Origin of the sequence: Streptomyces anandii JCM 4720 (genome assembly GCF_014650655.1) — a bacterium.
Lineage (GTDB): Bacteria > Actinomycetota > Actinomycetes > Streptomycetales > Streptomycetaceae > Streptomyces > Streptomyces anandii.
Genome location: NZ_BMVJ01000009.1, coordinates 148,758 through 172,932 on the forward strand (window position 1 = coordinate 148,758; position 24,175 = coordinate 172,932).

Consider the following 24,175-nt stretch of genomic DNA (forward strand, 5'->3'; position numbering starts at 1 on the left):
ACCTCCGAACGCCGTGCGGACCGCCGCCGGGTCTCGCAGAGCAGGCACAGGTCGGGCGCGCTCTCGTCCACGGGCCCCTGCGGGTGCTCCCGGCAGCGCGTCGCGGGCGCGGCCGTGGTCACCGTCTCGTCCAGCAGATCGAGGGCACGCTTCAGATCCGCCTTGACCTCGTGCAGCTTGGCGTCGGGCGTGTCGGCGGCCAGGTTCTCCCCGTGCTCCCCGAGCAGACGGAGAGCCCGGCCGAGGGCGGTCAGCTGGGCGTGGTTCATGACGTGGGTCCAAGCCGTCGGTCGTTGCTACGGATCAGCGGGTGCTGGGGGCGCGGTCCTCCGTCCAGGAGATCACATCGCCTCCAGTCGACCCCGGGTACCCTCCATCGTCGCTCAGTGCGCGGCGCCCGTCCGTCTGCCGGGACGTTCGGCCATCCGCCGCAGCGTCTCGAACGACAGGCGGTCTTCCAGGGCGAGGCGGACCTCTGTCTCCCTCTCGGCCGACCTGGCGGCCGCACCCATCGTGGAGGCGAGTCCACCGCAGAGCTTGACAGAGCTCTGGCTCCGGAACTCCTCCAAGGGAGCACGGGTGCGAACCGAGCTCAGGAACCGATCCGCCTCGTCCTCACCACGGATACGTTCCAGCAGGACATACGAGATCCCCGCCGCGTCACTCGTTCCTGTCATATTGGTCTGGGCATTCAGTTTCAGGGCCGACTTCGCCAGGCTCACCAGCGCGTACCCCGCTCGGCTCGCATCGAGCCGGAAGCCGACTCTGTCGTCCAGTGCGAGGGCGGCCAGCCCGGCGGCAGTCTGGGCGTGTCCCTCGTCGCGCATGCAGTTGGAGAACTCCACGAGGAATCCTCTGAGGGCGGCGCGGGAATCGCGGTAGTCGTGCACATGCTTGGCCAGGTCGCGGGCGTACTTCACGGGCCGCTCGCCCCCCTCCGTCCGTAGGGCGCGCAGCAGGCTGACCCGTGATTCGAGCAGCGGACCGGTGCCCTCGACGGCCCCGGTGGCCGCCCATACGGCATTGGGAACCGGAAGGTGGCGCGAGAGCAGGTATGCCTCGCGGAACCCGTCGATCTCGCCGGCGTTCTGTGCCCTGAGGGCACCACCGGCCCTGCCCACCATGGTATAGACCTTCTGGGCGGAGCCGTCGCGGTGGATCAGTTCCACGACGGCATGCGCGATGGACGGATGGCGGGAGTAGACGCGGTCACCTGCGAAGGTGACCGCCGCCTCCCTGCCGAGGATCCGGAGAATCTTGCCGTCCGCGAACACCTCACCCTTGCCGACCATTTCGGCGATCACGGAGCGGCTTGCACCCATGCTCTTGTTCCCGTCCCGGTCGAGGGTGTCCTGCATGACACAGATGCCGGCGAAGACGTCTCCCAGAGTCACGGTGTCGGTCAGATCGATGTCCCGGAACTTACGCAGCAGATCCTCGACGCGCTGACCAAGGTCGGCTCCGTACCGCACGTCGAGTACTGCCCCGAACAGTGTGTTGGTGCGAGTCGCCATGGCGCCCGCTGACGCAGCGAGGCGCTCGGCTGCTTGTTCAGCACTGCTCAGGGCAGCGGGCAGCAGACCCATGGACTGCCAGGCGGTCGCTATGCCCACGGCGTCCTCGGCCGTGATGCCGTGGAAGATCACTGGGGTGACGCACTGCTGGAGGTAGGTGCCTGAGCCTTGCCACCACAGGCGGTCATGACTGGCGAGCAGGAGGGCGAATCCTGAACCGGGCTTCCCCCAGTGCGGTTGGGTGGCCACCAGCTCGTCCATGATCAGATCGGCTTCGTCGACGCAGATCAGGGTGCGTTCCGATGTGCTGCGCACCTCCTCGAGCCAGGCTTGCGTGAGGGGTGGCGCGCCGGGCTCGCGCCACAGCACGGACCACTCCGGCCGGGAGGAAGCCAGGGCCCTGGCCACTTGGCGTACGGCCAGCGACTTGCCCTCGCCGAGCGGACCGATCGCGACGACGCCGCTGCCACCACCACCGTCCAGACACTTGACCAGCTCCTCCTCCAAAGTGCGTGTGGAGGACAGCACCGGCCATCGGCCCGGCTCTGCGTCCGCCCAGTCCGGCCGGCGCCCGTCCGCGAAGGGGGCGGCCTGGTAAGTGGCGTCGGCGACCCTGCCGGAGACGCGCGAATAGCCGAACGGGGAGGCTTCCTCCTGTGCCGCCGTGTCGTCGGCGGCGAGGTCGCCGCCGAAGAGCTCGTGCCCATCGACTCCGAGATAGAGGGTGAAACCGGGCGCTCCCAACAGTTGGCCGAGGACGCCGTCGCCGATCGCGTCCGCCGCCTCCGATTCGTAGGCGGCCCAGAGAACCTCTGCCTGCAGCAGGTCCGCTTCATTGAGCACGCGGGTGCGCAGGCTCTTCATGAACCCGTCCAGCCATCCGCTGTAACCGACGACGAGCACGACGGAGTTGGTGAGCAGCTGCTGCAACACACTGTCGAGCTGAGGTCGGTCCGCGGTGATACGGGAGGGAACGTTGCTTGTCGCGGGTCCGGTCCAGTAGCCATGGATGTGGAGGACGGGGTGAGTGGTTGCCTCCCGCAGTTGGTCGGGTGTGGGCGCGGAGTCGGTCGGAACCGGGATCGGCACGGCGCTCACCCCGGCCTTGGTCAGTGCTATCTCGATCAGAGGGTCGAAGTTGGTGGTGATGACCGGACCACGCATCCGGCCGGGCAGCGAGGCAAAGAACTGGGCGAACCGTTCGTAACCTCTCGGAATCGTCCAGGCGTCGAGGTCGCGGACGAGGGCCCGGCACTGGTCTTCGTCCTGGGCGACCTTGGCCACCTCCTCGGCCGGGACTTTGGGGCATGCGCGGAGTACGGCGGTCCGGATGGCGCGCATCACCCTCGGCTCACCGGCCTGCTTGGTCAGAATGGCAGCCGCGTTCTGATACTTGAGCCCCGGGTCGGGAAGCCCGGCGAGGGTGGCGTCGAACCGTGCTCGGCCGGCGCGCGGTACGTGCTCCCGGAACAACCCTGTCAGTTCGGGGACTCCCGGAAGCACCGCGTTGCTGATGCCCGAACCGAAAACGGTGACCAGGCGGCGGTCCGCCTCCTGTGCGAGCACGTCCAGGCGGATCCTGAGGTCGAAGAGGTCACCGAAGTCGATGGGGTTCATGTGAAGATGTAAGCACCATGGGTGCAGCGTTAGGTGACGTTTCGTCAACTATTCTCTGGAGAGGTCACGGACGGCTGTCGTCCCCTGGCAGGCGGGGAGCCGACAAGGTAACTGCCGCAGAGCCGGGGAAGGAGAGACAGCGCCGGTGAGCCCGCTGCTGATAAGTGCGACTGCCCTGCTCATCTTCGTCGGGGTGGGGCTTCAGATATGGGCGTCGGGATCCGCTCGGATGGGCCGGCAGTACGCTCTGCAGCTTCCCTCGACGCTGCTGTACGCCCTTGCGGGAGCACTGTTCCTCTTCTCGGCGTTCCCGGACTCGACCGCCGAGGGACGAGCGCTGGGGTTCAGCCTCGGCGGGGCGGCGGCGTTCGCGGCGTTCTTCCTGCTGGCCTCCTTCACCTGGCTGTCGAAGACTCGGGACCGGGACGAACTGGCGGCGGAGATCAAGAGGCTGAAGAGACAGAACGCGGAGCTGCGCAGGGAGCTGGCCGGTGAACGTCCTCGAGCGACGGCGCCCCGGCAGCTGATGGCCGGCACGCGACACGAGGTGCCCGTGCGTGGTGCGAGGGGGCACCGGTTGGGGTTGATCACAGGGAACCTCGTCAACGTCTCGGGAGTGGACGTCTGGGTCAACACGGAGAACACGCGCATGGAGATGTCGCGCGTCAATGACCCGACCATTTCGGCGGCCATCCGATACCACGGCGGCCGACGGGACGCCGGCGGACACCTCATACAAGACACCATTGCCCTGGAGCTGGCGGAGCGGATGGGAGGCCAGGCTCAGGTGGCACCGGGTCAGGTCCTGGTCACCGGCCCGGGGGAGCTGGCGAGGACCCATCAGGTCAAGCGCGTCATACACGTGGCTTCCGTTGAGGGGGAGCCGGCCTCGGGTTTCCGTCCCGTACTCGACTTGGAACGTTGTGTCCGCAACGTCCTGGCCGAGGCCGACCGCCTCAACGACGGCGGCGAAAGCCTTCGTTCCATCGTCCTGCCCCTGCTCGGCACAGGGGGAGGCAACAGTGATCTGCGGAAGACCGCGGACACCCTGGCAGCTGCCGTGACCGGGTACTTCAGATCACACACCGCTTCCCGGGTGAGAACCGTCTACTTGCTGGCCCACACCGATGTGCAGGCGGCCGTGTGTGCTGCCGCGCTGGGACTGGATCCTGATCTGGCCGGACGGCCCGAAATCTGAGATCGGGCAGAGCGCTCCGTCTCGCAGCCGTCCGCTCCCCGTCGCGCTTCCAGGCGTTTCAGCCCCTCGCCCGCTCCAGGGCTGCCCGCAGGTGGCCGTCGGCGCGGGTCAGGAGGTGGGCGGCCGTGGGGGCGTCGATGTCCGCGAGGAGGGTGAGGATGGCGTTCTTGACCTCGCCGTCGGTGGCGGCCAGGGCCTTCTCGACGTCCTCCGCGGGCGCGCCCGTGGCCAGGGCGACGATACGGCGGGAGCGGGCGCGCAGCTTGTCGTTGGAGGCGCGCACGTCGACCATCAGGTTCCCGTAGGTCTTGCCCAGGCGGATCATCGTGATCGTCGAGATCATGTTCAGGACCAGCTTCTGGGCCGTGCCCGCCTTCAGGCGGGTGGAGCCGGTCAGCAGTTCCGGGCCGACGACCACCTCGATGCCGTGCTCGGCGGCGGCCGCGAGCGCGCTGCCGGTGTTGCAGGCCAGGCCGATGGTCAGGGCCCCGCGCGCGCGGGCGTGCTCCACCGCGCCGACGGCGTACGGGGTGCGGCCGGAGGCCGAGACGCCGACCACCGTGTCCCGGGGCGTGAGCCCGAGCGCGTCCAGCGCCTCCACCGCCAGCTCCCGCGAGTCCTCCGCGCCCTCCACCGACGTCACCATCGCCTCCGGGCCGCCCGCGATCAGGCCGACCACCTGGGAGGGCTCGGTGTTGAAGGTCGGCGGGCACTCCGAGGCGTCCAGCACGCCGAGCCGGCCCGCGGTGCCCGCGCCCGCGTAGAGCAGGCGGCCGCCGCGCGCCATCCGCTCGGCCACCGCGTCGATCGCGGCGGCGATCTGCGGCAGCCGCTCGGCCACGGCGGCGGGCACGGTGGTGTCCTCGGCGTTCATCAGCCGTGCGATCTCCAGCGTGGGCAGCCGGTCGATCTCGGACAGCTCCGGCCGGAACGCCTCGGTCGTCAGCGACTCCAACTCGGCGCGCAGCTCGTGGTAGGGGGACGTGGAGGTCATGGGAGGGCGACTCTCTTCGTGCGGGGCGGTGCGGGTTGGACGGTCTGGAGGACGGGCGGGGTCAGCGTCGCGTTCCGCCGCCGCGCGGGCTGTGCCGGTGGGCCAGCGCCTCGTACGACGCCGCCAGCGCGGGTGCCGCCGTCTCGTACGTCCGCTGGGCCACCCCCACGAACAGGCAGTCCACCACCAGCAGTTGGCTGGTACGCGAGGACATGGCCGCCGGGCGCAGCTCGCTCTCGCGGGCCGTGGACGTGGTGAGGACGTGGTCGGCGTACTGCGTGACGGGCGCGTCGGGCCGGCCGGTGACCGCGACGGTGGTCGCGCCGCGCTCGAAGGCCACCCGCAACGGCTCGATCACGTCCCCGGTGGAACCCGAATGGGTGATCGCGATCGCCACGTCACCCGCGCGGAGCTGCACCGCGTTGGTGACGGCGAGGTGCGGGTCGCTGTGCGCGTGGGCTATCAGCCCTATGCGCAGCAGCTTCTGCGTGAGGTCCTGGGCGACCAGGGCGGACGCGCCGATGCCGTACACGTCCGTGCGGCGGGCGGTGGCCAGGGCGGCGACGGCCGCGCCGAGCTGCACGGTGTCCAGTCCGGCGGCGGTGTCGGCCAGGGTCTGCTGCTCGTCGTAGGCGAGCTTGGCGACGACGTCGGCGATGGGGTCGTCCACCGCGATGTCGGTGGTGATGGCGGGCGCGCGGCCCGACTGCTGCTGGGCGGCGAGACCGGCGAGGGCGAGGCGCAGATCGCGGTAGCCGGGGTAGCCGAGCAGGCGGGCGGTGCGTACGACGGTCGCCTCGCTGGTGCCGGTGAGCTCGGCGAGTCCGGTGACCGTGAGGGCCGCGCAGCCGGCCGGATCGCCCGCGACCGCCTCGGCGACGCGCTGCATGGAGCGCGTCATGGAGGGCGCGAGCGTACGGACCTTGGCCGCGAGCGCGGCGGGCGCGGGCGCCCCGGGGACACCGGCGACAGCGGTGACACCGGCCGGGGCCGACGATCCCGCCGGTGCGGCTCCCGGGGCGGCCGCCGGGGTGCCCGAGCTTGCGAAAATTTCCTTCACGTTCTGGGTCACACCATGAAAGATATTTTCCGTGCGGAGGTGTGGTCAAGAGTGCGCACAATGGAGGCATGGACCCCATCAGCCCCCTGGAGCAGGCCCTGCACGCCGCCCGCGCCCTGGTACTCGCCGACCTGGTGGCCGGCGAGGTCGCCGAGGCCGACGTCGTCTCGCTGGTGGAGGACTCCGTCGCCCAGCGCCGCTGGTGGGTCGAGCAGTGGCCGGACGGCGCGCACTTCGTGGCCGGGCTGGTCGCCCAGGACGTACAGGACGCGCTGCTGGAGCGGTACGGCCGCTGGCCCCTGTGCCCGGTCTGCGGCTACGGCGACCCGCACGCGCTCGACGTGGAACCGGAGCTCGGACCCGACCCGCACTGGGTGTGCTCCAAGGCCGGGGTGAAGGTCGCCCCGGTGGGCGCGCTGGCCCGGGCGGCGGGCGGGAAGCCGTCGTCGTGACGGTCTACATCGACCCGCCCGCCTGGCCGGGTCACGGCCGCATGTGGTCCCACCTGGTCAGCGACGTCTCGTACGAGGAACTGCACCTGTTCGCCGCCGCCCTCGGCGTGCCGCCGCGCGCCTTCGAGCGCGACCACTACGACCTGCCCTCCCACCGCTACGCCGACGCGGTCACGGCCGGCGCGGTCGAGGTCAGCAGCCGCGAGGTGGTGCGGCTGCTGCACGTCTCGGGGCTGCGCCGGCCCAAGGGCCGCGCTCAGACGGACCCGTCGTGGTCCTGGGTGCCGCGCAGCTCGTAGGCGACGAGGTCCTCGTCACGCTCCCTGCCCCGGGTGACGGCCGGCTCCGCGTCCTCGTCCATCGGTACGAACCCGGCCCTGGTGACCACCCGTTGGGAGGCGACGTTGTCGCGCGCGATCGTCGCGATCAGCTGCCGTACGTCGTCCCGGGCCAGTGCCCACGCCGACAGTGCGCGCAGCGCCTCGGTGGCGTAGCCGTGGCCCCGGGCCTTCTCGGCGAGGTCGTAGCCGACCTCGGCCCGGCCGTGCTCGTCGGGCGGGCCGTGGAAGCCCATCGCGCCGACGGCCCGGCCGTCCTCGCGCCGTACGAGCACGTACACGCCCCACTCGGGCCGGTGCGTGCCCTCCTCGTACGCCTTCAGCACCTGCCCGGAGGCCTGCCGCGTCCCCTCGTACGGCCCGCCGTCCACCCACTCGAAACCGCCGTCCCCACCGAGATGCAGATCCCGCGCGGAGGCGGGGGCGACCCCTTCCAGGGTGAGGCGTTCGGCCGGGATGAGCAGCGGGTTGCTCCACCGCCACTCGGTGACCGGCTCGCGGCCCGGCAGCTCGCCGCGGCCGGTGGCCCACAGCAGGGCCTGCCAGGGGGTGCCGGGCGCGGGTTGGACATGCGGGAAGATCCGGGTCAGCACGTCTTCGCACAGCTCGGCGGGAGGGTCGTAGGGAAGGCCCAGGCCCTGGGCGATGTCGTGCGTGTGCAGCAGCACCTCGGCCACGCCCATCGCGGCGAAGCCCTCCCGGTTCGCGCTGCGGAAGGGGTACGGGTGGAAGGCCCTGACCTCGCGCGGGGCGGTGCGGACCGCCGCGGCCAGCAGGGCGCCGGTCGTCTCGATCACGTCGAGGACGCCCGTGTTGCCGGTGCCCTCGTCGAAGCTGATCTCGAAGGGGAGGTAGGCGCTCTGAGCACGCCCGGCCAACTGGCCCGCGTACGCGATCAGATCGCTCGCGATGTGCTCCGCCGTGCGCCGGCACTCCCACTCGAGCCGCCCGGCCCGGACGCCCTCCCAGTCCCGGTCCACCGCAGTCCGCAGCAGTGCCACGGCGTCCGCGACGGCCTGCTCCACCTGTGCCCCACCCCAAATACGCATACGGGGCAGGGTAGGCGCGGCGCACGGCTCACAGCGACAGCATTTCGAGTTCCGCCCCCACGTTGTACCTCGCCGTGGTCTCCCAGTGCTGTCTGGCGTGCGGGGTGTGGAAGAGGTGGGGGAGGGCGAGGAGTTGGCGGAGGATGGCGGCGCGGCCCTCGCGGAAGGCGTCGTTCGGCACGAAGTGGTACTCCTCGCGGACGGCCGCGGTGTACGCGGCGTACACCGACGGCGGCGCCCCCAGGATCGCGAGGTCCGCGTCGCACAGCACCTGGCCGTTCCGGTCGCCTTCGGCCGGGGCGTGTGTGACCGTGAGCCGCACCAGCCGCGCCACCTCGGCGGTCTTCGCCTCCGGCACCCCCGCCTCGGGCAGCGCGCGCTCGGCGAGCCGGGCCGAGCGCTCCTCGTTCTCGGAGCGCTCGGGCAGGTACACCGCGTCGTGGAACCACGCGGCCAGCCGCACCACGTCCACGTCGTCGGCGTACTTCTCCAGTACGTCCACGTGGTCGAGCACCGCGGTCAGATGCGTGAGCGTGTGATAGTGCCGCTGCGGCTCCCGCCAGCGGGCGAGCAGATTGTCGGCGTACGGCTCCGGGCCGGGACCGCCGGCGGAGCCCCGGGCGCCCAGGAGGCAGCGGGTGAATCGGGAGCGCAGGGCGTCGGCATCGACGTGATCGGCCATGGACCCATTGTCCCGTTCCCCGGCAGGCACCGCCCTGCCCTGTGGACAACGCCTAGCGTGGGGTCCATGACTTCTGCTGATGTGCAAGAGGCGAGGGACCCCGAGCTGCCCGGGCGGCTGCTCACCTGTGAGCGGGACGCGCTGATCCCGCTGCTGCGGTCGCGGCCGGACGCGGACTTCGCGCTGGCGACCGCCGCGTGTCCGGGCTGGACGGTACGGGACGTGCTGGCCCACTGCTCGGCCGCGCTGACGAGGGTGGTGGAGAGCCGTTTCGAGAAGGGCGTGTTCTCGCCGGAGTCCAACGACCGGGACATCGCCGAGCGTGCCGACTGGTCCAACGCCCGTGTGGTGGACGAGCTGGAGCGCGGAATGACCGAGGCCGGCCCGGTGATCGCGAAGGCGGGCGGGGTGCTCGACGTGCTCGCCCTCGGGGAGTGGGTGCACGCCGGCGACGTACGCGAGACCTTCGGCGCGCCGGGGGCGTACGCCGGTGAGGGGCTGCCGTACGCGCTCACCCTGCTGACGCGGGTGACGCGCGAGAAGGGGCACCTGCCGCTCCACGCCGACCTCGACGACATGGACGAGCCGCTCAAACTCGGCGACATCAGCGGGGAGCGCACGCCGGCGCGCTACATCGGCGACGGGGCCACCCTCGTACGGCTCTACGCGGGCCGCCCGCTGCCCGCGTCCGGGTACGAGCTGGCGGGCGCGCGGGAGGCCGAGCTGAACATCTTCGGGTGACCCTTCCGGTGGGCGGTTCACCGTGCCGGGACATCCTCGGCGTACCCTGAGATTGGACTAGACCTGTCAGCCCCAGGGGAAACCGAGGAAAGAGGTCCCATGAGCATGCGTGCAGCAGTCCTGGAGGTGATCGCCCTCGACGCCGAGGACGCGGTCGCCGCCCAGGCCGGAGGCGCGGACCGCCTCGAGCTGGTCACCGACATGGCGGCCGACGGGCTCACCCCGCCCGCCGGTACCGTCGCCGGGATCCGCGCCGCCGTGGACATTCCGCTGCGCGTGATGCTGCGGCTCGCGGACGGCTTCGCGGTGGGCGGCGCGGGAGGCGTGGAGCGGCTGGTCCGCGCCGTCGGCGAGCTGCGGGCCGCCGGGGCCGAGGAGTTCGTGCTGGGCTTCCTCGACCCGGCCGGAGGGGCGGACCTGGCGGCCGTGGAGCGGGTGGTCGCCGAGCTGGACGGCTGTCCGTGGACCTTCCACCGCGCCATCGACCGCGCCGCCGACCGGCACGTCCTGCGCCGGCAACTGGACGGCCTGCCCGGACTGGACACCTACCTGACGGCGGGCGCGGCCGGGGGCGTGGACGACGGGCTGCCCGTGCTGGTCGCGGAGGCGGCGCGCGGCGGCGAGCCCGGTTACGAGCCGCGGATCATGGTGGGCGGCGGCCTGCGCCTGGACCACGTGCCGCGGCTGCGGGACGCCGGGATCGACGCCTTCCACATCGGCGGGGCGGCCCGGGCCGGCGGCTGGGACGGGCCGGTGTCGGCCGCGGCGGTCGCCGAGTGGCGGTCGGTACTGGACACCGAGGTGCTGCCCAGCCCGGCGGTCTGAGCGTCCGGCGGTCTGAGCGTCCGGCTGCCGGTCCGTCGCGTCCGTCCGGCTGCCCGGGCTGTCCGTGCTGTCCGGCCCCGGCCGGGCGTCCGGAGCCGGAGCGCCCGAGGCCCGAGCCCGGGGGTCCGCGGCGGGGGCCGGTTCCGGCTCAGGAGAGCTGCGGCGGGAGCGGGCCCGTGTGGGTGACGATCAGGCCCGAGACGGCACGGGTGAGGGAGACGTAGAGGCGGCGCAGGCCGGTGCGCTCGTCGGGTTCGCCGTCGACCACGGCCTGCGGTTCGTCCAGGACCACGTAGTCGTACTCCAGGCCCTTGGCGAGCGAGGCCGGGACCAGGGTGAGACGGGTCTCGGCGGTCGTCTCCTCGCCGGGGGAGAGGAAGGGCAGGCCGGCCGCCGCGAGCGCCTCGGTGAGGGCCGGGACGCGGGCGTCCGCGGCGATCAGGCCGGTCGAACCCTCGTGGGCCAGCAACTCCCGGCAGGCGCCGACCACTTCGGAGTCCCCCAAGGTACGGCGGATTTCGAAGAAGCCGGGGTTCTCGCGGACCGAGGCGACCGGCGTCAGGCCGGGCGCGATGTGCGGGAGCAGCCGGGAGGCGTACGTGATCACGTCGGTCGGCACGCGGAAACCCGCCGTCAGCTCCTCGATCACACCCTCGGTCTTGCCGAGGTGGGCCAGCGCCTCCTCCCAGGTGCGGGTGGCCCACGGCGTGGTGCCCTGGGCGAGGTCGCCGAGGACGGTGGCGGAACCGGTGGTGCAGCGCCGGCCGACCGCCCGGTACTGCATGGGGGAGAGGTCCTGCGCCTCGTCCAGGACCACGTGCCCGAGGGAGTGCGTCCGCTCGACGAGGTCGGCGGCCTCGTCGATGAGCACCGCGTCCGCCGCCGACCACTTCGCGGACTTCACCGACCGTACGGGCCGGATCCACAGGATCGTCTTGCGCTCCTCCTCGGTGAGGACGCCGTCGGAGTGTTCGGCCAGGAAGCCGGCGTCGCCCAGCAGCCGCAGCACCAGTTTCGCGGGGTCGACCGGCGGCCAGACCGCCTTCACGGCCGCCTTGACCGCCGCGTTGCGCGCGACCGCGTCCTGCACCCTGTCGTCCGGGGCCTCGCCCGCCCGCTCCATCTGCACCAGCACGGCGTGCGCGATGCGCTGCGGCAGGGCCTCGCGGGCGGCGCCGTAGCGGATGCCGCGGTCCAGCAACTCACGGACGATCTCCTCCAGTTCGTACGCCGGGACGCGCCAGCGGCGCGAGCCGCGCACGACGACGACCGGTTCGGTGGGCATCGTCACGTGGGAGTACACCGCGCGGCGCAGCACCTCGGCCATCCGCGCGTCGCCCTTGACGATCGCGGCGGCCGCGTCGTCCGCGCCCCGGACCTCGACGTGCGCCACGAGGTCGTCGACCGTCGCCTGCCGTACGGTCAACTCGCCGAGTGCCGGGAGGACTTGCTCGATGTAGTGCAGGAACGAGCGGTTCGGGCCGATGACGAGGGTGCCGGTGCGGGCCAGGCGCTCGCGGTGGGCGTAGAGGAGGTAGGCGACCCGGTGCAGTCCGACGGCGGTCTTGCCGGTGCCGGGGCCGCCCTGGACGCAGACCGTGCCGGACAGTCCGGAGCGCACGATCTCGTCCTGCTCGGGCTGGATGGTCGCCACGATGTCGCGCATCGGGCCCACGCGCGGGCGCTCGATCTCCTGCTGGAGCAGCTTGCTGGCGGTGGCCGCCTCCGCCGGGTCCGACAGGTGCTCGTCCTCGTACGCCGTGAGGTCGCCGCCGGTGTAGCCGAAGCGGCGGCGCAGCCCGACGTCCATCGGGTCCTTCCTGGACGCCCGGTAGAAGGGCTGCGAGACCGGGGCGCGCCAGTCGATGACCATGGGGTCGCCGTCCGCGTCGTGCACATGGCGGCGGCCGATGTAGAAGCGCTCGCCTTCCGCGCCCTCGGCCCGGTCCGCGCCGGGCGCGTGCAGGTAGTCGAGGCGGCCGAAGAACAGCGGGGTGTCGCTGAGGTCGGCCAGAGCCTTGATGCGCTCGTCGATCTGGCGGGCCAAAACCCTGGCGTTGACCCAGTTCGCGGCGACGTCGGTGATGTCCAGCGACTCGACCTCCTCGCGCATCGCGCGCAGGGCGGCGCGCGATGCCAAGAGGTGGTCGCGCTCCCGGGTGAGGGGGTTGGCGGCGGAGCGCGCCGGGGAGCCGGCGGGCGTGGGCGCGGGTGACAAGGGGGTGCCTCCGGAGTGACCTGCGGGACGGGCGGTGCGCCAGGTGGCTGCGCGGCGGGCGCCGCACGGACGGTGCGCGCGGTGCCAGGTGGCTGCGGTGTGCCGGCCGGTTTCCGTCCGGCCGACGGCACTCCGTGAGGGAGGCGGGCAAGAACGGAGATTCTAGGACGGCGGACCGGGGGAAGGCCAACGGGTTTTTCCGCCACCGGGCCGCGTTCTTTCCCCTAGGGGATCGCGTGCGCCCGGTGTAGGGGATCGCCTCCCTCCGGAGGGGTACGCGGAGGGCCGGGAGATTGGCTCTGGAGACCGATGCGGGTCTTATGTCCGTGGAGCCACCATTGAGTCATGAGCGCAGCGACCATCCATCCAGCACACACCGCCCGTCCGGCCGGTGCCACGGCCGTCGAGGGCAGCCAACACCGCCATCACCGGCTGGGCGACGCCCTGCACGCCATCAAGGTGTTCGCGGGCGCCGCGTTCGACGTCGTCATCCTGGGGGAGTACGGCGAGGAAGCGGGCATACGCCGCAAGTGACCAACTAGGGTCGGTCCGTGACAGAACGGACGGAGAAGACCCGGACGAAGCGGACGGTGGCCCGCCGGTCACACCTGGCCACTTCCCTGGCGGCCTCCTTGGCCACCTCCCTGGCGGCCTCCCTCGCCCTCCTCGCCGTCTCCTTCACGGCTCTCGCGGTCCTCTTCGCCTTCCTGCGCGTCCCGATGCCCGACGCGCTGGTCTACCGGGCCGAGGGCGCGGCCGTCGTCCACGGCCGTGACCTGTACGGGTTCACGGTCACCGAGGGGCGGCTGCCCGCCACGTACCCGCCGTTCGCGGCGGTGCTGTTCGCACCCATGGCGTGGCTCTCCGTGCCGGTTCTGAAGGCGGCGTTCCTCGCGGGCAACGCGCTCCTGCTCGTCTGGCTCGTCCACCTCTCCGCGCGGCTCGCGGGCCGCCGGTCCCGGCTCCCGCTGCTCTGCGCCGGCACGGCCCTCGCGCTCTGGCTCGAACCGGTCTTCCAGACCTTCGTGTTCGGGCAGATCAACCTCGCGGTCGCCTGCCTGGTCCTGTGGGACCTCACCCGGCCGCCGGGCGCGCGCGGCAAGGGCGTGGCGATCGGTGTGGCGACCGGGATCAAGCTCACCCCGGCCCTGTTCATCGTCTACCTGTTGCTGCGCGGACGTGAGCACCGGCGCGAGGCGGTCACGGCGGCGGCCGCGTTCGCCGGGACCGTCGCCCTGGGCGCCCTCCTGCTGCCCGCCGCCAGCGTCGACTACTGGACCCGCCGCATCTTCGAGACCAACCGAGTGGGGAAGCCGTGGATCATCGCCAACCAGTCCCTCCAGGGCCTGGTCGCCCGCGCGCTGCGGGACCCGTCACCCTTCCCCGCCTGGGTGCTGGTCTCCGCGGTGGTGGCGGCGCTCGGCCTGTGGCTGGCGCGCAGGGTCCCCGACGAGCGGTGGGGCGTCCTGCTGACCGGCCTGACCGCCCTGCTGGTGTCGCCGATCAGCTGGTCCCACCACTGGGTGTGGTGCGTGCCGATGACCGCCGTACTGCTGGCCGACGGCCGCCGTGCGTGGGCGGCGGCCGTCGCCGTCGTCTTCACCGCCCGCACCCTGTGGCTGGTCCCCCGCGACGGCGACATGGACCTCCACCTGTCATGGTGGCAGCAGGCCCTGGCCTCCCCCTACGCGCTGCTGGGCCTCGCCCTGCTCGCGGCGGTGGCACTGGAGCCCGGCGCACGGCGCGGCGGCGGTCAGGCGTCCTCCGCCAGGAGCTCGTCGGCGTCCATGATCCGGTAGGCGTAGCCCTGTTCGGCCAGGAAGCGCTGGCGGTGGGCGGCGAAGTCCTGGTCGATGGTGTCGCGGGCGACCACCGAGTAGAAGTGCGCCTGGTGCCCGTCGGCCTTCGGGCGCAGCACCCGCCCGAGGCGCTGCGCCTCCTCCTGGCGGGAGCCGAAGGTGCCCGAGACCTGGACGGCGACGGTGGCCTCCGGCAGGTCGATGGAGAAGTTCGCGACCTTCGACACCACCAGCACGTTGATCTCGCCCTCGCGGAAGGCGTCGAAGAGCTTCTCGCGCTGGGCGTTGGAGGTCTCGCCCTTGATCACCGGCGCGTTCAAGTGCTCGCCCAGCTCGTCGAGTTGGTCGATGTACTGGCCGATCACGAGGATCTGCTGCCCGGCGAAGCGGCGCACGATCGCCTCCGTGACCTTCCGCTTGGTCTCGGTCGTCGCGCAGAAGCGGTACTTCTCCTCGGTCTCCGCGGTCGCGTACGCGAGCCGCTCGGAGTCGGTGAGGTTGACCCGGACCTCGACGCAGTCGGCGGGCGCGATGTAGCCCTGCGCCTCGATCTCCTTCCACGGCGCGTCGAACCGCTTCGGCCCGATCAGGGAGAACACGTCGGACTCGCGGCCGTCCTCCCGCACGAGCGTCGCGGTCAGTCCGAGCCGCCGCCGCGCCTGCAGATCGGCCGTGAACTTGAACACCGGCGCGGGCAGCAGGTGCACCTCGTCGTAGACGATCAGCCCCCAGTCCCGGGAGTCGAACAGCTCCAGGTGCGGGTAGACGCCCTTCCGCTTGGTCGTCAGCACCTGGTAGGTGGCGATGGTGACGGGCCGGATCTCCTTCCGCGTCCCGCTGTACTCGCCGATCTCGTCCTCGGTCAGCGAGGTCCGCTTCACCAGTTCGTGCTTCCACTGCCGCGCGGAGACGGTGTTGGTGACCAGGATCAGCGTCGTGGACTTCGCCTGCGCCATCGACCCGGCGCCGACCAGCGTCTTGCCGGCCCCGCAGGGCAGCACGACCACACCGCTGCCGCCGTGCCAGAAGTTCTCCACCGCCTGCTTCTGGTAGGGGCGCAGCGCCCAGCCGTCCTCGGCCAGCTCGATCGGGTGCGCCTCGCCGTCGACGTAGCCCGCCAGGTCCTCGGCCGGCCAGCCCAGCTTCAGCAGCACCTGCTTGATCTGCCCCCGCTCGGAGGGGTGCACGGCCACGGTGTCCGGGTCGATGCGGGCGCCCACCAGCGGGGTGATCCGCTTGGACTTCAGCACCTCCTCCAGGACAGGCCGGTCGGTGGTGCTCAGGACCAGCCCGTGTGCCGGGTGCTTGGTCAGGGTCAGCCGCCCGTAGCGGTCCATCGTCTCGGCGATGTCCACGAGCAGCGCGTGCGGCACGGGGTAGCGGCTGTACTGCACGAGCGCGTCCACGACCTGCTCGGCGTCGTGCCCGGCGGCGCGCGCGTTCCACAGGCCGAGCGGGGTGACCCGGTAGGTGTGGATGTGCTCCGGTGCCCGCTCCAGCTCGGCGAACGGCGCGATGACACGACGGCAGTCGTCGGCCTGCTCGTGGTCGACTTCGAGGAGCAGGGTCTTGTCCGACTGGACGATCAGGGGACCATTCACGCGCAGCGCCCTTTCCGGTGTGACCAAACGTCCAGTGTGCCCTACCGGCGCGCGATCACGTCCGGTTCCGGTCGCGGGACGGCGGCGGCCCGGGGCTCAGATCTGGTCGTCCGCGAGCTCGGCGACCCCGGTCACCCGGTGCAGCGGATAGGTGCGCACCTCGTCGGCGGTGTGGTCGTACGCCGTCACGAAGCCGCCCTCGACCCGGATCGGCGCGATGACGCGCTGGCTGGCGGCGCCCTCGGCGTTGACGTAGCCGATCCACAGGGCCTCGCCGGTCAGCACGGCGGCCTGCATGGTGGCCAGGGTCTCGGCCGAACTGGTGCGGGGCAGCTCGCCGCCCGCCACCTGCGCGGTGGTCGGCTTGCGCGGGGCGGTGGAGGCGAGGTCGCCCGCGCGGATGGCGCGGATCGCCGCCGCCAGCAGGGTGGCGTCGGGGGCGGGCGGCCCGTCCGGGACGGGTTCGGGCGCGGTGCGCGGCGGGGTGCGGTGGGAGTCGGCGCGCGCGATGAGGACGTCGCCCTCCGCCGACTCGGCGGCCGGGGCGTAGCCCATCGCGCGCAGGCCCTCCAGGAGCGTGGCCGGGTCGGCCTGGGTGGCCAGCACGGTCGGCGCCAGGCGGCGCAGCCGCAGACCGGCGGAGCGCTTGTCGGCGAGGATCTCGTTCAGCAGCGCGTCGTCGTCGCAGCGGACGTATGCCGAGGCGGCGCCGACCCGCAGGTGCCCGTGCCGGCGGGCCACGTCGTCGATCAGATAGGCGAGCGGCTGCGGAACGGGCGTACGGGAGTGCGCGGCGAGGAAGGCGTGCAGGTCGGAGGCGGTCCGGCCGGCGTCCAGGGCGCGGCGCACGGAGCCCGGGGTGAACCGGTAGACGGTCGCGCCGCCCTTGGACTCCACGTCCGCGAGCACGCCGAGGGTGTCCGCCAGCGGGCGTCGCAGCGGGCCGGGCGCCACCGCCGTCAGATCGGCCTGGAGCAGTACGTGGTCCAGGGGCTCGGGCAGCAGCGGGGCGAGCAGCCGGGCCGCGGCGGCGGAGGCGACGGCCTGTTCGGAGGGGGAGAGGGGGCCTGGTTCGAGGTCGGGCCGGGGCTGCTGGGGCTGGGGCTGGGCCTCGGTTCCGGCACGCGACGTCTCCGGCGCCCGGTGGAGCTTGTGGACGGGCAGCTTGTCGCCCGCGCCCTCGGGTCCCGTGGGTACGGAGGCGGCGGGAGTGGCGGCGGTGGTCCTGGCGCGGGCCTTGACCCCGGCCTTCGCCGGTGGCCGCGGCCCCAGCAGCGCGCGCCCGTGCGCGGAGAGCGCGCCACGGCCGGTGACGCCGAGCAGTTCGGCCTCGGAGAGGGTCCACCGGGCCAGCCGGCCGCGCAGGTCGTCCTCGTCCGGCGCCCGCTCGGGCCCGCGCAGCGGACGCTCCCAGCGCAGCCGGGCGAGCACCGACTCGGCGGACGGCGCGCCGCCCTCGGGCAGCCCGGCCAGCAGGGTCAGCACCCGGTGCCGCACCTCCGGCGCGGCCGAGCGGTCCAGGCCCGGGCCGAGCGCGGACAGGGCGCGGTCCTTGGCGTCCCGGCCGCCGACCAGGCCGGGGGTACGGGTCGCCGTCAGCCAGGTCTCGGCGAGGAGCGCCCAGCGTTCGGCGGGGGGCCGCTCCAGCCACTCGTCGTAGGCCGGGGTCGCCGCGTATCTCTCGTCGGCCTCGCCGTCGGAGGCCAGCAGACCGGCGGCGTAGGCGAGCTCCACCCAGAAGGCGGCCACCGGTTCGGACACGTCGAGGGCGACCGCGGTGCGCTTGAGGTCGCGCACGCTGAGACCGCCGGCGCGCAGGACGTTCGGGCCGCCCTCGTCCCAGTCCTTCAGCAGCTCCTCGACGGTGGCCAGCGCGGTGTGGGCCTGGCCGGCGGCGGTGGCGTCCACAACCTGTGGAGGGTGCGCGGCGGCCGCCTCCACCGCCGGCGGCACCGGCTCGGGCGCGCGGTGGGCGCGGCCCTCGCGCAGGTGCAGGGCGACCTCGCGCGGGAGTACGACGGTGCCGGGCGCGGTCGGCAGCAGCAGGCCCCGGTCGAGCAGCCAGCGCAGGCGGGGCGCCGGGTCGGGGGTGACCTGGCCGTAGGGCGGGCCCCACACCAGCCGGCCGAGCACGTCGAGGGAGTCGGCGGGGGCGCCCGCGAGCAGGGCGGCCATGCGCCGGCGGTCGGTGAACAGGGAGGTGAGCGAGTCGACGGCGGAGACCGAGTCGTGGGTCGAGGGGAGCCCGGCGGTGGTCACGATCTCCTGGATGCGTCCGGGCGACATGCCCGAGGTCGCCTCCCGCACAGTCGGGCCGAGCCCGGTCGGGGAGGGGTGCTGCGGGGTGGGGGCGAGCAGCTCACGGGCGGTGCGGACCAGACGCAGCCGGTCGTCGCCGCCCCAGACCAGGGCCTGCTCGCGCAGGGTCGCCACGGCGCGGGGCAGCGCGGCGGCGACCGGGGGGTCCTGCGCGTCCCCGGCGATCAGCCCGAGCAGTTCCTCGTACGTCGCCGGGTCGCCCGCCACCGCGAGCGCCTCCGCCGTCTGCAGGGCGAACCGGTCCAGCCGCTCCAGGGCCCGCACCACGGACGCGCGGGTCCCGGCCCGGGTGGCGAGCTGGGTGAGGTCGCTGGGCACGGGAGTGATGAGATCGGGCCGGCTGCGCAGCAGCGCGGCCAGGGAGGCGTCGTCACGCGCGCGAAGCGCCTCCGCGAGCGAGCGGGGGGCGGCCGCCGTCTTCTCATCGCTCATCCGCCCCACGGTAGCGGCTGTCCCCACCCGGGGGACACGCGTCCACCCTCCGAACCCCACCGCTCCGCCCCACGCACCTCACCCGGCCCCCGCCCCGGCCCAGCCGCGCGCCGCCCCACCCGCGCGGCGGTCCGCCCGGGCACGTCGGGCGAGTCGGGTGCGGGCTCGCGGGCCGGTGGCCGGTGTGGGGGCGTGGGTGGGCGCGGTACCTTCGTCAGCGCGGGGAAATCGGCCAGCCGCCCCGGAGGGGTTTCGTGGGGATCGAGAGCGACCAGGTCGTCTACGAGTACTTGAGCCGCGTCGGCGACGTGGCTCATCAGCGGCAGCTGTCCTCGGCCACCCGGATGCGCCTGGTCTCGGAGCTGCGCAACGAGATCGACCGGCGCCGGGCCAAGGCCGCCGTCGACAGCCCCGCCGCCGTCCGCCGCATCCTGGACCGGCTCGGCTCCCCCGACGAGGTCGTCGCCGCCGCCGGTGACGGCGGTCCGCGCCCGGCGGGGGAGGCCCCGGCGTCCGCCGTGCCCGTGCAGCGCGAGCCGGAGGCCGAGGAGCGGCCCAGGGGCCTGCGCCGGGCCGTGCCCCGCCCGCGCCCCGCCCGGCCCGGCACCCCACCGCCGGCCACCGGCACCGCCGTACCGCCGCACCTGGCGACCGCCGACCAGCTCGGCGGCGCCGGCGCCGGCCCGGGCGCCGACTGGTGGCGCACCGACGGCAGCCCCTTCGGCATCGGCGACGACGTGCCCGGTTTCATCGGCGGCGTGGAGATCCCCGAGCTGCTCAAGCCCCCGCCCAAGGAGCCGCCCCGGCAGCCCGGAACCGCGCCCGCCGCCCCCGCCGTCGAGGCGGAGCCCGAGGCGGTGGACGACGACGTGCCCGCCCCGCGCCGCCGCCTTGCCCTGGCGGCCCTGCGCCGAGGGCGCTGGAGCAACCCCCTGCTGCTGCTCGCCGCCGCGCTGCTGGTCGCCGGCGCGGCGCTCGGCAACTGGTTCGCACTGCTGCTCGGCTGGGTGATCGCGTACGCCTCCCGCCGTCTGACCCCGACCGAGTCCAGGTGGGCGGTCATGGGCATGCCCGGCCTGGCGCTCGCCGCGGGAGTGGTCTGGCTCTGGGGCCGTACGGACGACCGCTGGGGCACCCCCATCGCCCAGGGCCACATGAACGACGCGGTCGCCCAGACCTGGCCCTGGGTGGTGCGCGCGGCGGCCGTGCTGTCGGCGCTGTTCCTGGTCTGGCGCTCGCAACGGCAGCGGTAGCGGTGACGGGCCCCGGCCCGGGCGCCGGGTAGGTGTACGTCACACCGGCCGGGCGTCTCCCCGCCGGATCGCCTGGGCACAATGGCCCATATGACCTCGCGACCGCTCACCGTCGGCTTCGACCTCGACATGACGCTGATCGACTCCCGCCCCGGCATCCGCGCCTGCTACCTGGCGCTGTCCGAGCGGACCGGGACGTACATCGACGCCGACCTGGCCGTCACCCGCCTCGGGCCGCCGCTCGCCGAGGAGCTGGTCAACTGGTTCCCGGCCGGGCAGGTCGAGGCGATGGGCGAGCTGTACCGCGAGATGTACCCGGCCATCGCCGTCACCGCCACGCCCGCGCTGACCGGGGCCCGTGAGGCGATGGCGGCCGTGCGGGAACACGGCGGGCGGACCCTCGTCGTCACCGCCAAGTACGAGCCGAACGCCAAGCTGCACCTGGAGCACCTGGGCATCGAGCCGGACGCGGTCATAGGCGACCTGTGGGCCGAGCAGAAGGCCGAGGCGCTGCGCGAGTACGGCGCGAGCGTGTACGTCGGCGACCATGTCGGGGACGTGCGCGGCGCCCGCACCGCGGGTGCGCTGTCGGTGGCGGTGGCCACCGGGCCCTGCGGCGCGGAGGAACTGCGCGCGGCGGGCGCGGACGTCGTACTCGCCGATCTGACCGAGTTTCCGAATTGGTTTTCGGACTATGCCGCTAACGGCGTCTAGTCGCCGCGAGCCTGGCGCCGCCCCGCCGCGATCGACTGGAGCAGGCCCGCGCCCGCGATGAGGAAGCCGACGGCCATCAGCATGCTCAGGCCGAACATGTAGGTCGGAAAAGGCTTCGTGCCGAGGAACAGCGGCGCCACCGTGACCAGAGTGGCCACCGCGCCGATGAAGAAGACGATGGCACCGGCACGGATCAGCCGGTCACCGGCCGCGGTGGAATTCGTTTGGGTTTTGTCACGCACCGGACCAGGGTAGTTCCCAGCGCGAAGGAACAACCGGGCGACGTCTTGTCACCCGCCCCAAGACCATTAGCCTGGGTACCGGCGGGTCCGGCGTGGCCCGCCCCAGTGCTATCAAGAGCCGTTTCCGAAGCAGTTTTCCGACGAGTACGAGGACGAGGACAGACGTGCCCACCGGCAAGGTCAAGTGGTTCAACAGTGAGAAGGGCTTCGGCTTTCTCTCCCGCGACGACGGCGGTGACGTCTTCGTCCATTCCTCGGTCCTGCCCGCCGGAGTGGACACGCTCAAGCCGGGACAGCGAGTGGAGTTCGGAGTGGTCGCCGGTCAGCGTGGCGACCAGGCGCTGTCCGTGACGCTCCTGGAACCGACGCCCTCGGTCGCCGCGGCCCAGCGCAAGAAGCCGGACGAGCTGGCCGGCATCGTCCAGGACCTCACCACACTGCTCGAGAACATCCTGCCCTCGCTGGAAAAGGGCCGTTACCCCGAGAAGGCGGCCGGCAAGAAGATCGCCGGCCTGCTGCGAGCGGTCGCCGACCAGCTGGACATCTGACCGGCGACAGAGCGACCGGTGACCGAGCGACCGATGACCGAGTGACCGGCGAGCGAGTGGCCGGCGACCCGATCCGCGGACCCCGCGCGACCTACGCGGCCTACGGGAAGTCCAGCGCGTCCGGGCCGAGGGGCGGCAGCAGTCCCTCGGCCGCCGCGCGGGTGAGCAGCCCTCGCACGGCCGCGTAGCCGTCCGGGCCGAGGCCGGCGGTGAACTCGTTGACGTACAGCCCGATGTGCTGGTCGGCGACGGCCGGGTCCATCTCCTGGGCGTGCTCCATGACGTAGGGCCGGGAGACCTCGGGGTCGTCCCAGGCCATGCGCACGGAGGTGCGCACCGCCTCGGCCAGCCGCGTCAGCGCCTGAGCGCCCAGCGACCGCTTGGCGATGATCGCGCCCAGCGGGATGGGCAGCCCGGTGGTGTCCTCCCAGTGCTCGCCCATGTCGGCGAGCTTGTGCAGGCCGTAGTCCTGGTATGTGAAGCGCGCCTCGTGGATCACCAGGCCGGCGTCGACCTTCCCGTCCCGTACGGCGGGCATGATCTCGTTGAACGGCATGACCACGATCTCGCCGACCCCGCCGGGCACCGTGTCCGCGGCCCACAGCCGGAACAGCAGGTACGCCGTCGACTTCTCGCTCGGCACGGCGACCGTGCGGCCCTCCAGGTCCACGCCCGGCTCCCGGGTGAGCACCAGCGGCCCGCAGCCCCGCCCCAGCGCGCCGCCGCACGGCAGCAGCGCGTACTCGCCGAGGACGTACGGCAGTACGGCGTACGACACCTTCAGCACGTCGAACTCGCCGCGCTCGGCCATGCCGTTGGTGATGTCGATGTCGGCGAAGGTGACGTCGAACGCGGGCGCGCCGGGCACGCGGCCGTGGGCGAGGGCGTCGAAGACGAAGGTGTCGTTGGGGCAGGGGGAGTAGGCGATCCGCAGTCGGCTGGTGCTGTCAGGGCTCATGTGGGTTCCAACTCCTCAGGACGGGCGTGAGCTTCCCGAAGCCCTCGGTCAGCGCGGCGAGGGCGTCGTCGATGCGCCAGGCGGCGCGGTCGCGGGGGCCCACGGGATTGGAGACCGCGCGGATCTCCACCACGGGCACGCCGTGCGCGGCGGCCGCCTCGGCGACCCCGAACCCCTCCATGGCCTCGGCCAGCGCACGCGGATGACGGGCGCGCAGCGCCTCGGCGCGAGCGGCGGTGCCGGTCACGGTCGAGCCGGTGAGCACGGTGCCGGCGGTCGCCCCGGTCGCGTCGGCGATCGCCCGTACGAGTGCTTCGGGCGGACGGTGGGTGACGGTGCCGAAACCTAGCTCCGTCACCGGGACGAAGCCTTCGGCGGTCTCGGCGCCCAGGTCGGCGGCGGTGATCTCGTCGGCGACGACGAGCGAGCCGACGGGCGCGCCGGGCGAGTCGACGGGCGGGCCGGGCGAGTCGACGGGCGGGCCGGGCGAATCGACGAGCGCACCGCCGGGCGCGCCGGGCGGGAAACCACCGCCGATACCCGCCGAGACGACCAGGTCGTACGGGGCGCCTGCGAGCGCGGCGGCGGTCAGGGCGGTGGCGGTGGACGCGGCGGCGAGGGCGGGACCGACGCCGGCGGCGATCAGATCGAGCAGGGGCGATCCGGCGACCCGGTGGACGACGAGCCCGGCGACCCGGTGGACGGTGGGCTCGGCGGGCGGACCGGGGAACGCCCGCGCCACCGCGTCCCGTTCTGCGGGGACCGCGGTGGCGACGAGCACACGTGGGGAGGACGTGGTCAGGATTCCTTCTGGAGCGTGAAGGACCACAGGCCCTTCACGTCCTTCTCGCCCTCCTTGATGGAGACGAGCGTGGAGTTGCCGCTGGCGCCGTACTGGGCGTTGAAGAAGACGCTGCCCGGGATGGTCCGGTAGGTCTTCTTGCTGGAGTCGGTAAGGGGCTGACCGTTCATCAGAATGGTCCAGCCCTGGTCGGCGATCTTCGGGTCGACGCCGAAGCGCACGGTCTCGTCCGGGTCGACCTTGATCGACTTGATGTCCGTGTCCTTCAGGCACTTCGCCAGGTCGGCGGTCTTGATGGCGTTGCCGTCGTTGTAGCAGGTGGCTTCTGAGCTCACCGAGTCGCGGCCCACGGTGATCGTGGACAGCGGGGTGGGCTTGGAGCAGGCCGAGAGAACGAGCAGTCCGGCGGACACGGCGCCGGCAGCGGCGACGGCGCGGCGGCGTCGCACGGCGGAATGCATCGAGGTCATGGCCGAAGGCTATCGGGCACCTCCGGCCGTCCGCCCACGTGGGGGTACGGCGTGCCGCCCGGCCGGGTCTCCACCGCCCCCGCGCGTGCCGCCCCGCCGGGCCCGGTTCACGCGACCCGCGGCCGGGTGGCGCCGCCCTGGCGGGCCGAGGCGACCAGGCCGCGGACGGTGGGCAGCCAGCCGGCGGCCACGATCGCGGCGCCCACCGACAGCCCCAGTACGCCGTTGAGCGGCAGCACGATGCCGATCGCGCCGCCCAGCACCCAGGCCACCTGCAACAGCGTCTCCGACCGGGCGAACGCCGACGTCCGCACCTGTTCGGGCACGTCGCGCTGGATCAGCGCGTCCA

The 24,175-nt window shown here is 72.9% G+C and carries 22 protein-coding genes and 2 pseudogenes; 10 read left to right on the plus strand and 14 right to left on the minus strand.

The genetic code is table 11. The features are described 5' to 3' along the window. Together IE249_RS37680 and IE249_RS18160 are read right to left on the minus strand one after the other, a co-directional pair. A pseudogene (locus tag IE249_RS37680) lies at positions 1-269 on the minus strand (hypothetical protein); the annotation flags it as partial. Between the two features lie 114 nt (positions 270-383). Then, the gene (locus IE249_RS18160) at positions 384-3,131 is read right to left on the minus strand and encodes a P-loop NTPase (protein ID WP_189705875.1); all 2,748 of its coding nucleotides are present in this window, start codon (positions 3,129-3,131) and stop codon (positions 384-386) included. 145 nt (positions 3,132-3,276) lie between these two features. Between IE249_RS18160 and IE249_RS18165 the strand changes: the two genes are divergently transcribed. After that, complete coding sequence (locus IE249_RS18165; protein ID WP_189705876.1) at positions 3,277-4,329, plus strand: macro domain-containing protein; 1,053 nt, start codon at positions 3,277-3,279, stop codon at positions 4,327-4,329. Between the two features lie 58 nt (positions 4,330-4,387). On the opposite strand, the gene murQ is transcribed toward IE249_RS18165, so the two are convergent. Both murQ and IE249_RS18175 read right to left on the minus strand, forming a co-directional pair. Continuing rightward, positions 4,388-5,323, minus strand: coding sequence for an N-acetylmuramic acid 6-phosphate etherase (gene murQ, locus IE249_RS18170; protein ID WP_189705877.1), 936 nt, complete (start codon positions 5,321-5,323; stop codon positions 4,388-4,390). A gap of 61 nt (positions 5,324-5,384) precedes the next feature. Next, complete coding sequence (locus tag IE249_RS18175) at positions 5,385-6,395, minus strand: MurR/RpiR family transcriptional regulator (RefSeq protein WP_189705878.1); 1,011 nt, start codon at positions 6,393-6,395, stop codon at positions 5,385-5,387. 56 nt (positions 6,396-6,451) lie between these two features. On the opposite strand from IE249_RS18175, the gene IE249_RS18180 reads away from it, so the two are divergent. Together IE249_RS18180 and IE249_RS18185 are read left to right on the plus strand one after the other, a co-directional pair. After that, a complete protein-coding gene (locus IE249_RS18180; protein WP_189705879.1) occupies positions 6,452-6,835 on the plus strand; it encodes a DUF8819 family protein in 384 nt (127 codons plus the stop codon). Further along, the gene (locus IE249_RS18185) at positions 6,832-7,134 is read left to right on the plus strand and encodes a DUF4031 domain-containing protein (protein ID WP_189705880.1); all 303 of its coding nucleotides are present in this window, start codon (positions 6,832-6,834) and stop codon (positions 7,132-7,134) included. The genes IE249_RS18180 and IE249_RS18185 overlap by 4 nt, the downstream gene beginning before the upstream one ends. Here IE249_RS18185 and IE249_RS18190 read toward each other — a convergent pair. After that, entirely contained in the window at positions 7,092-8,222 is a 1,131-nt protein-coding gene (locus IE249_RS18190) for a GNAT family N-acetyltransferase (protein WP_229858763.1), read from the minus strand. The two genes, IE249_RS18185 and IE249_RS18190, sit on opposite strands and share 43 nt — an antisense overlap. Positions 8,223-8,250: 28 nt before the next feature. Further along, a complete protein-coding gene (locus IE249_RS18195) occupies positions 8,251-8,904 on the minus strand; it encodes an HD domain-containing protein (RefSeq protein ID WP_189705881.1) in 654 nt (217 codons plus the stop codon). Positions 8,905-8,970: 66 nt separating this feature from the next. Here IE249_RS18195 and IE249_RS18200 point away from each other — a divergent pair, with 66 nt between their 5' ends. Together IE249_RS18200 and IE249_RS18205 are read left to right on the plus strand one after the other, a co-directional pair. Further along, positions 8,971-9,645 carry a maleylpyruvate isomerase family mycothiol-dependent enzyme gene (locus IE249_RS18200; RefSeq protein ID WP_189705882.1) on the plus strand — a complete coding sequence of 225 codons (675 nt, stop codon included), beginning with the start codon at positions 8,971-8,973 and terminating at the stop codon, positions 9,643-9,645. 99 nt (positions 9,646-9,744) lie between these two features. After that, positions 9,745-10,470: a copper homeostasis protein CutC gene (locus IE249_RS18205; RefSeq protein ID WP_189705883.1), complete on the plus strand. Its 726-nt coding sequence runs from the start codon at positions 9,745-9,747 to the stop codon at positions 10,468-10,470. Positions 10,471-10,618: 148 nt separating this feature from the next. On the opposite strand, the gene IE249_RS18210 is transcribed toward IE249_RS18205, so the two are convergent. Next, the gene (locus IE249_RS18210; RefSeq protein WP_189705884.1) at positions 10,619-12,688 is read right to left on the minus strand and encodes a HelD family protein; all 2,070 of its coding nucleotides are present in this window, start codon (positions 12,686-12,688) and stop codon (positions 10,619-10,621) included. Positions 12,689-13,033: 345 nt separating this feature from the next. Here IE249_RS18210 and IE249_RS18215 point away from each other — a divergent pair, with 345 nt between their 5' ends. Both IE249_RS18215 and IE249_RS18220 read left to right on the plus strand, forming a co-directional pair. Beyond that, positions 13,034-13,222: a hypothetical protein gene (locus tag IE249_RS18215; RefSeq protein WP_189705885.1), complete on the plus strand. Its 189-nt coding sequence runs from the start codon at positions 13,034-13,036 to the stop codon at positions 13,220-13,222. A gap of 17 nt (positions 13,223-13,239) precedes the next feature. After that, positions 13,240-14,487 carry a glycosyltransferase 87 family protein gene (locus IE249_RS18220; protein ID WP_373304410.1) on the plus strand — a complete coding sequence of 416 codons (1,248 nt, stop codon included), beginning with the start codon at positions 13,240-13,242 and terminating at the stop codon, positions 14,485-14,487. Here IE249_RS18220 and IE249_RS18225 read toward each other — a convergent pair. Further along, a complete protein-coding gene (locus IE249_RS18225) occupies positions 14,442-16,088 on the minus strand; it encodes a DNA repair helicase XPB (RefSeq protein ID WP_189706018.1) in 1,647 nt (548 codons plus the stop codon). The two genes, IE249_RS18220 and IE249_RS18225, sit on opposite strands and share 46 nt — an antisense overlap. A 96-nt stretch (positions 16,089-16,184) precedes the next feature. Continuing rightward, positions 16,185-18,839, minus strand: a complete 2,655-nt coding sequence (locus tag IE249_RS18230) for a helicase C-terminal domain-containing protein (protein ID WP_189705886.1) — start codon at positions 18,837-18,839, stop codon at positions 16,185-16,187. Positions 18,840-19,093: 254 nt separating this feature from the next. On the opposite strand from IE249_RS18230, the gene IE249_RS18235 reads away from it, so the two are divergent. Both IE249_RS18235 and IE249_RS18240 read left to right on the plus strand, forming a co-directional pair. Continuing rightward, complete coding sequence (locus tag IE249_RS18235; RefSeq protein WP_189705887.1) at positions 19,094-20,092, plus strand: hypothetical protein; 999 nt, start codon at positions 19,094-19,096, stop codon at positions 20,090-20,092. A gap of 90 nt (positions 20,093-20,182) precedes the next feature. After that, entirely contained in the window at positions 20,183-20,806 is a 624-nt protein-coding gene (locus IE249_RS18240; protein ID WP_189705888.1) for an HAD family hydrolase, read from the plus strand. Here IE249_RS18240 and IE249_RS18245 read toward each other — a convergent pair. Further along, positions 20,803-21,048: a hypothetical protein gene (locus IE249_RS18245; RefSeq protein ID WP_189705889.1), complete on the minus strand. Its 246-nt coding sequence runs from the start codon at positions 21,046-21,048 to the stop codon at positions 20,803-20,805. The two genes, IE249_RS18240 and IE249_RS18245, sit on opposite strands and share 4 nt — an antisense overlap. Positions 21,049-21,212: 164 nt before the next feature. Between IE249_RS18245 and IE249_RS39880 the strand changes: the two genes are divergently transcribed. Continuing rightward, positions 21,213-21,596 carry a cold-shock protein gene (locus IE249_RS39880; RefSeq protein WP_189705890.1) on the plus strand — a complete coding sequence of 128 codons (384 nt, stop codon included), beginning with the start codon at positions 21,213-21,215 and terminating at the stop codon, positions 21,594-21,596. Between the two features lie 100 nt (positions 21,597-21,696). Here the strand turns inward: IE249_RS39880 and IE249_RS18255 are convergent, their stop codons facing one another. From IE249_RS18255 to IE249_RS37690, 4 genes and pseudogenes are all read right to left on the minus strand, one after another. After that, entirely contained in the window at positions 21,697-22,554 is an 858-nt protein-coding gene (locus tag IE249_RS18255) for a 1,4-dihydroxy-6-naphtoate synthase (protein WP_189705891.1), read from the minus strand. Continuing rightward, positions 22,544-23,335 (minus strand): futalosine hydrolase, encoded by a 792-nt coding sequence (locus IE249_RS18260; protein WP_229858764.1) that lies wholly within the window; start codon positions 23,333-23,335, stop codon positions 22,544-22,546. The genes IE249_RS18255 and IE249_RS18260 overlap by 11 nt, the downstream gene beginning before the upstream one ends. Positions 23,336-23,352: 17 nt before the next feature. Beyond that, positions 23,353-23,826 (minus strand): DUF2771 domain-containing protein, encoded by a 474-nt coding sequence (locus tag IE249_RS18265; RefSeq protein WP_373304411.1) that lies wholly within the window; start codon positions 23,824-23,826, stop codon positions 23,353-23,355. A gap of 107 nt (positions 23,827-23,933) precedes the next feature. Beyond that, positions 23,934-24,175: pseudogene (locus tag IE249_RS37690) on the minus strand (MFS transporter); the annotation flags it as partial.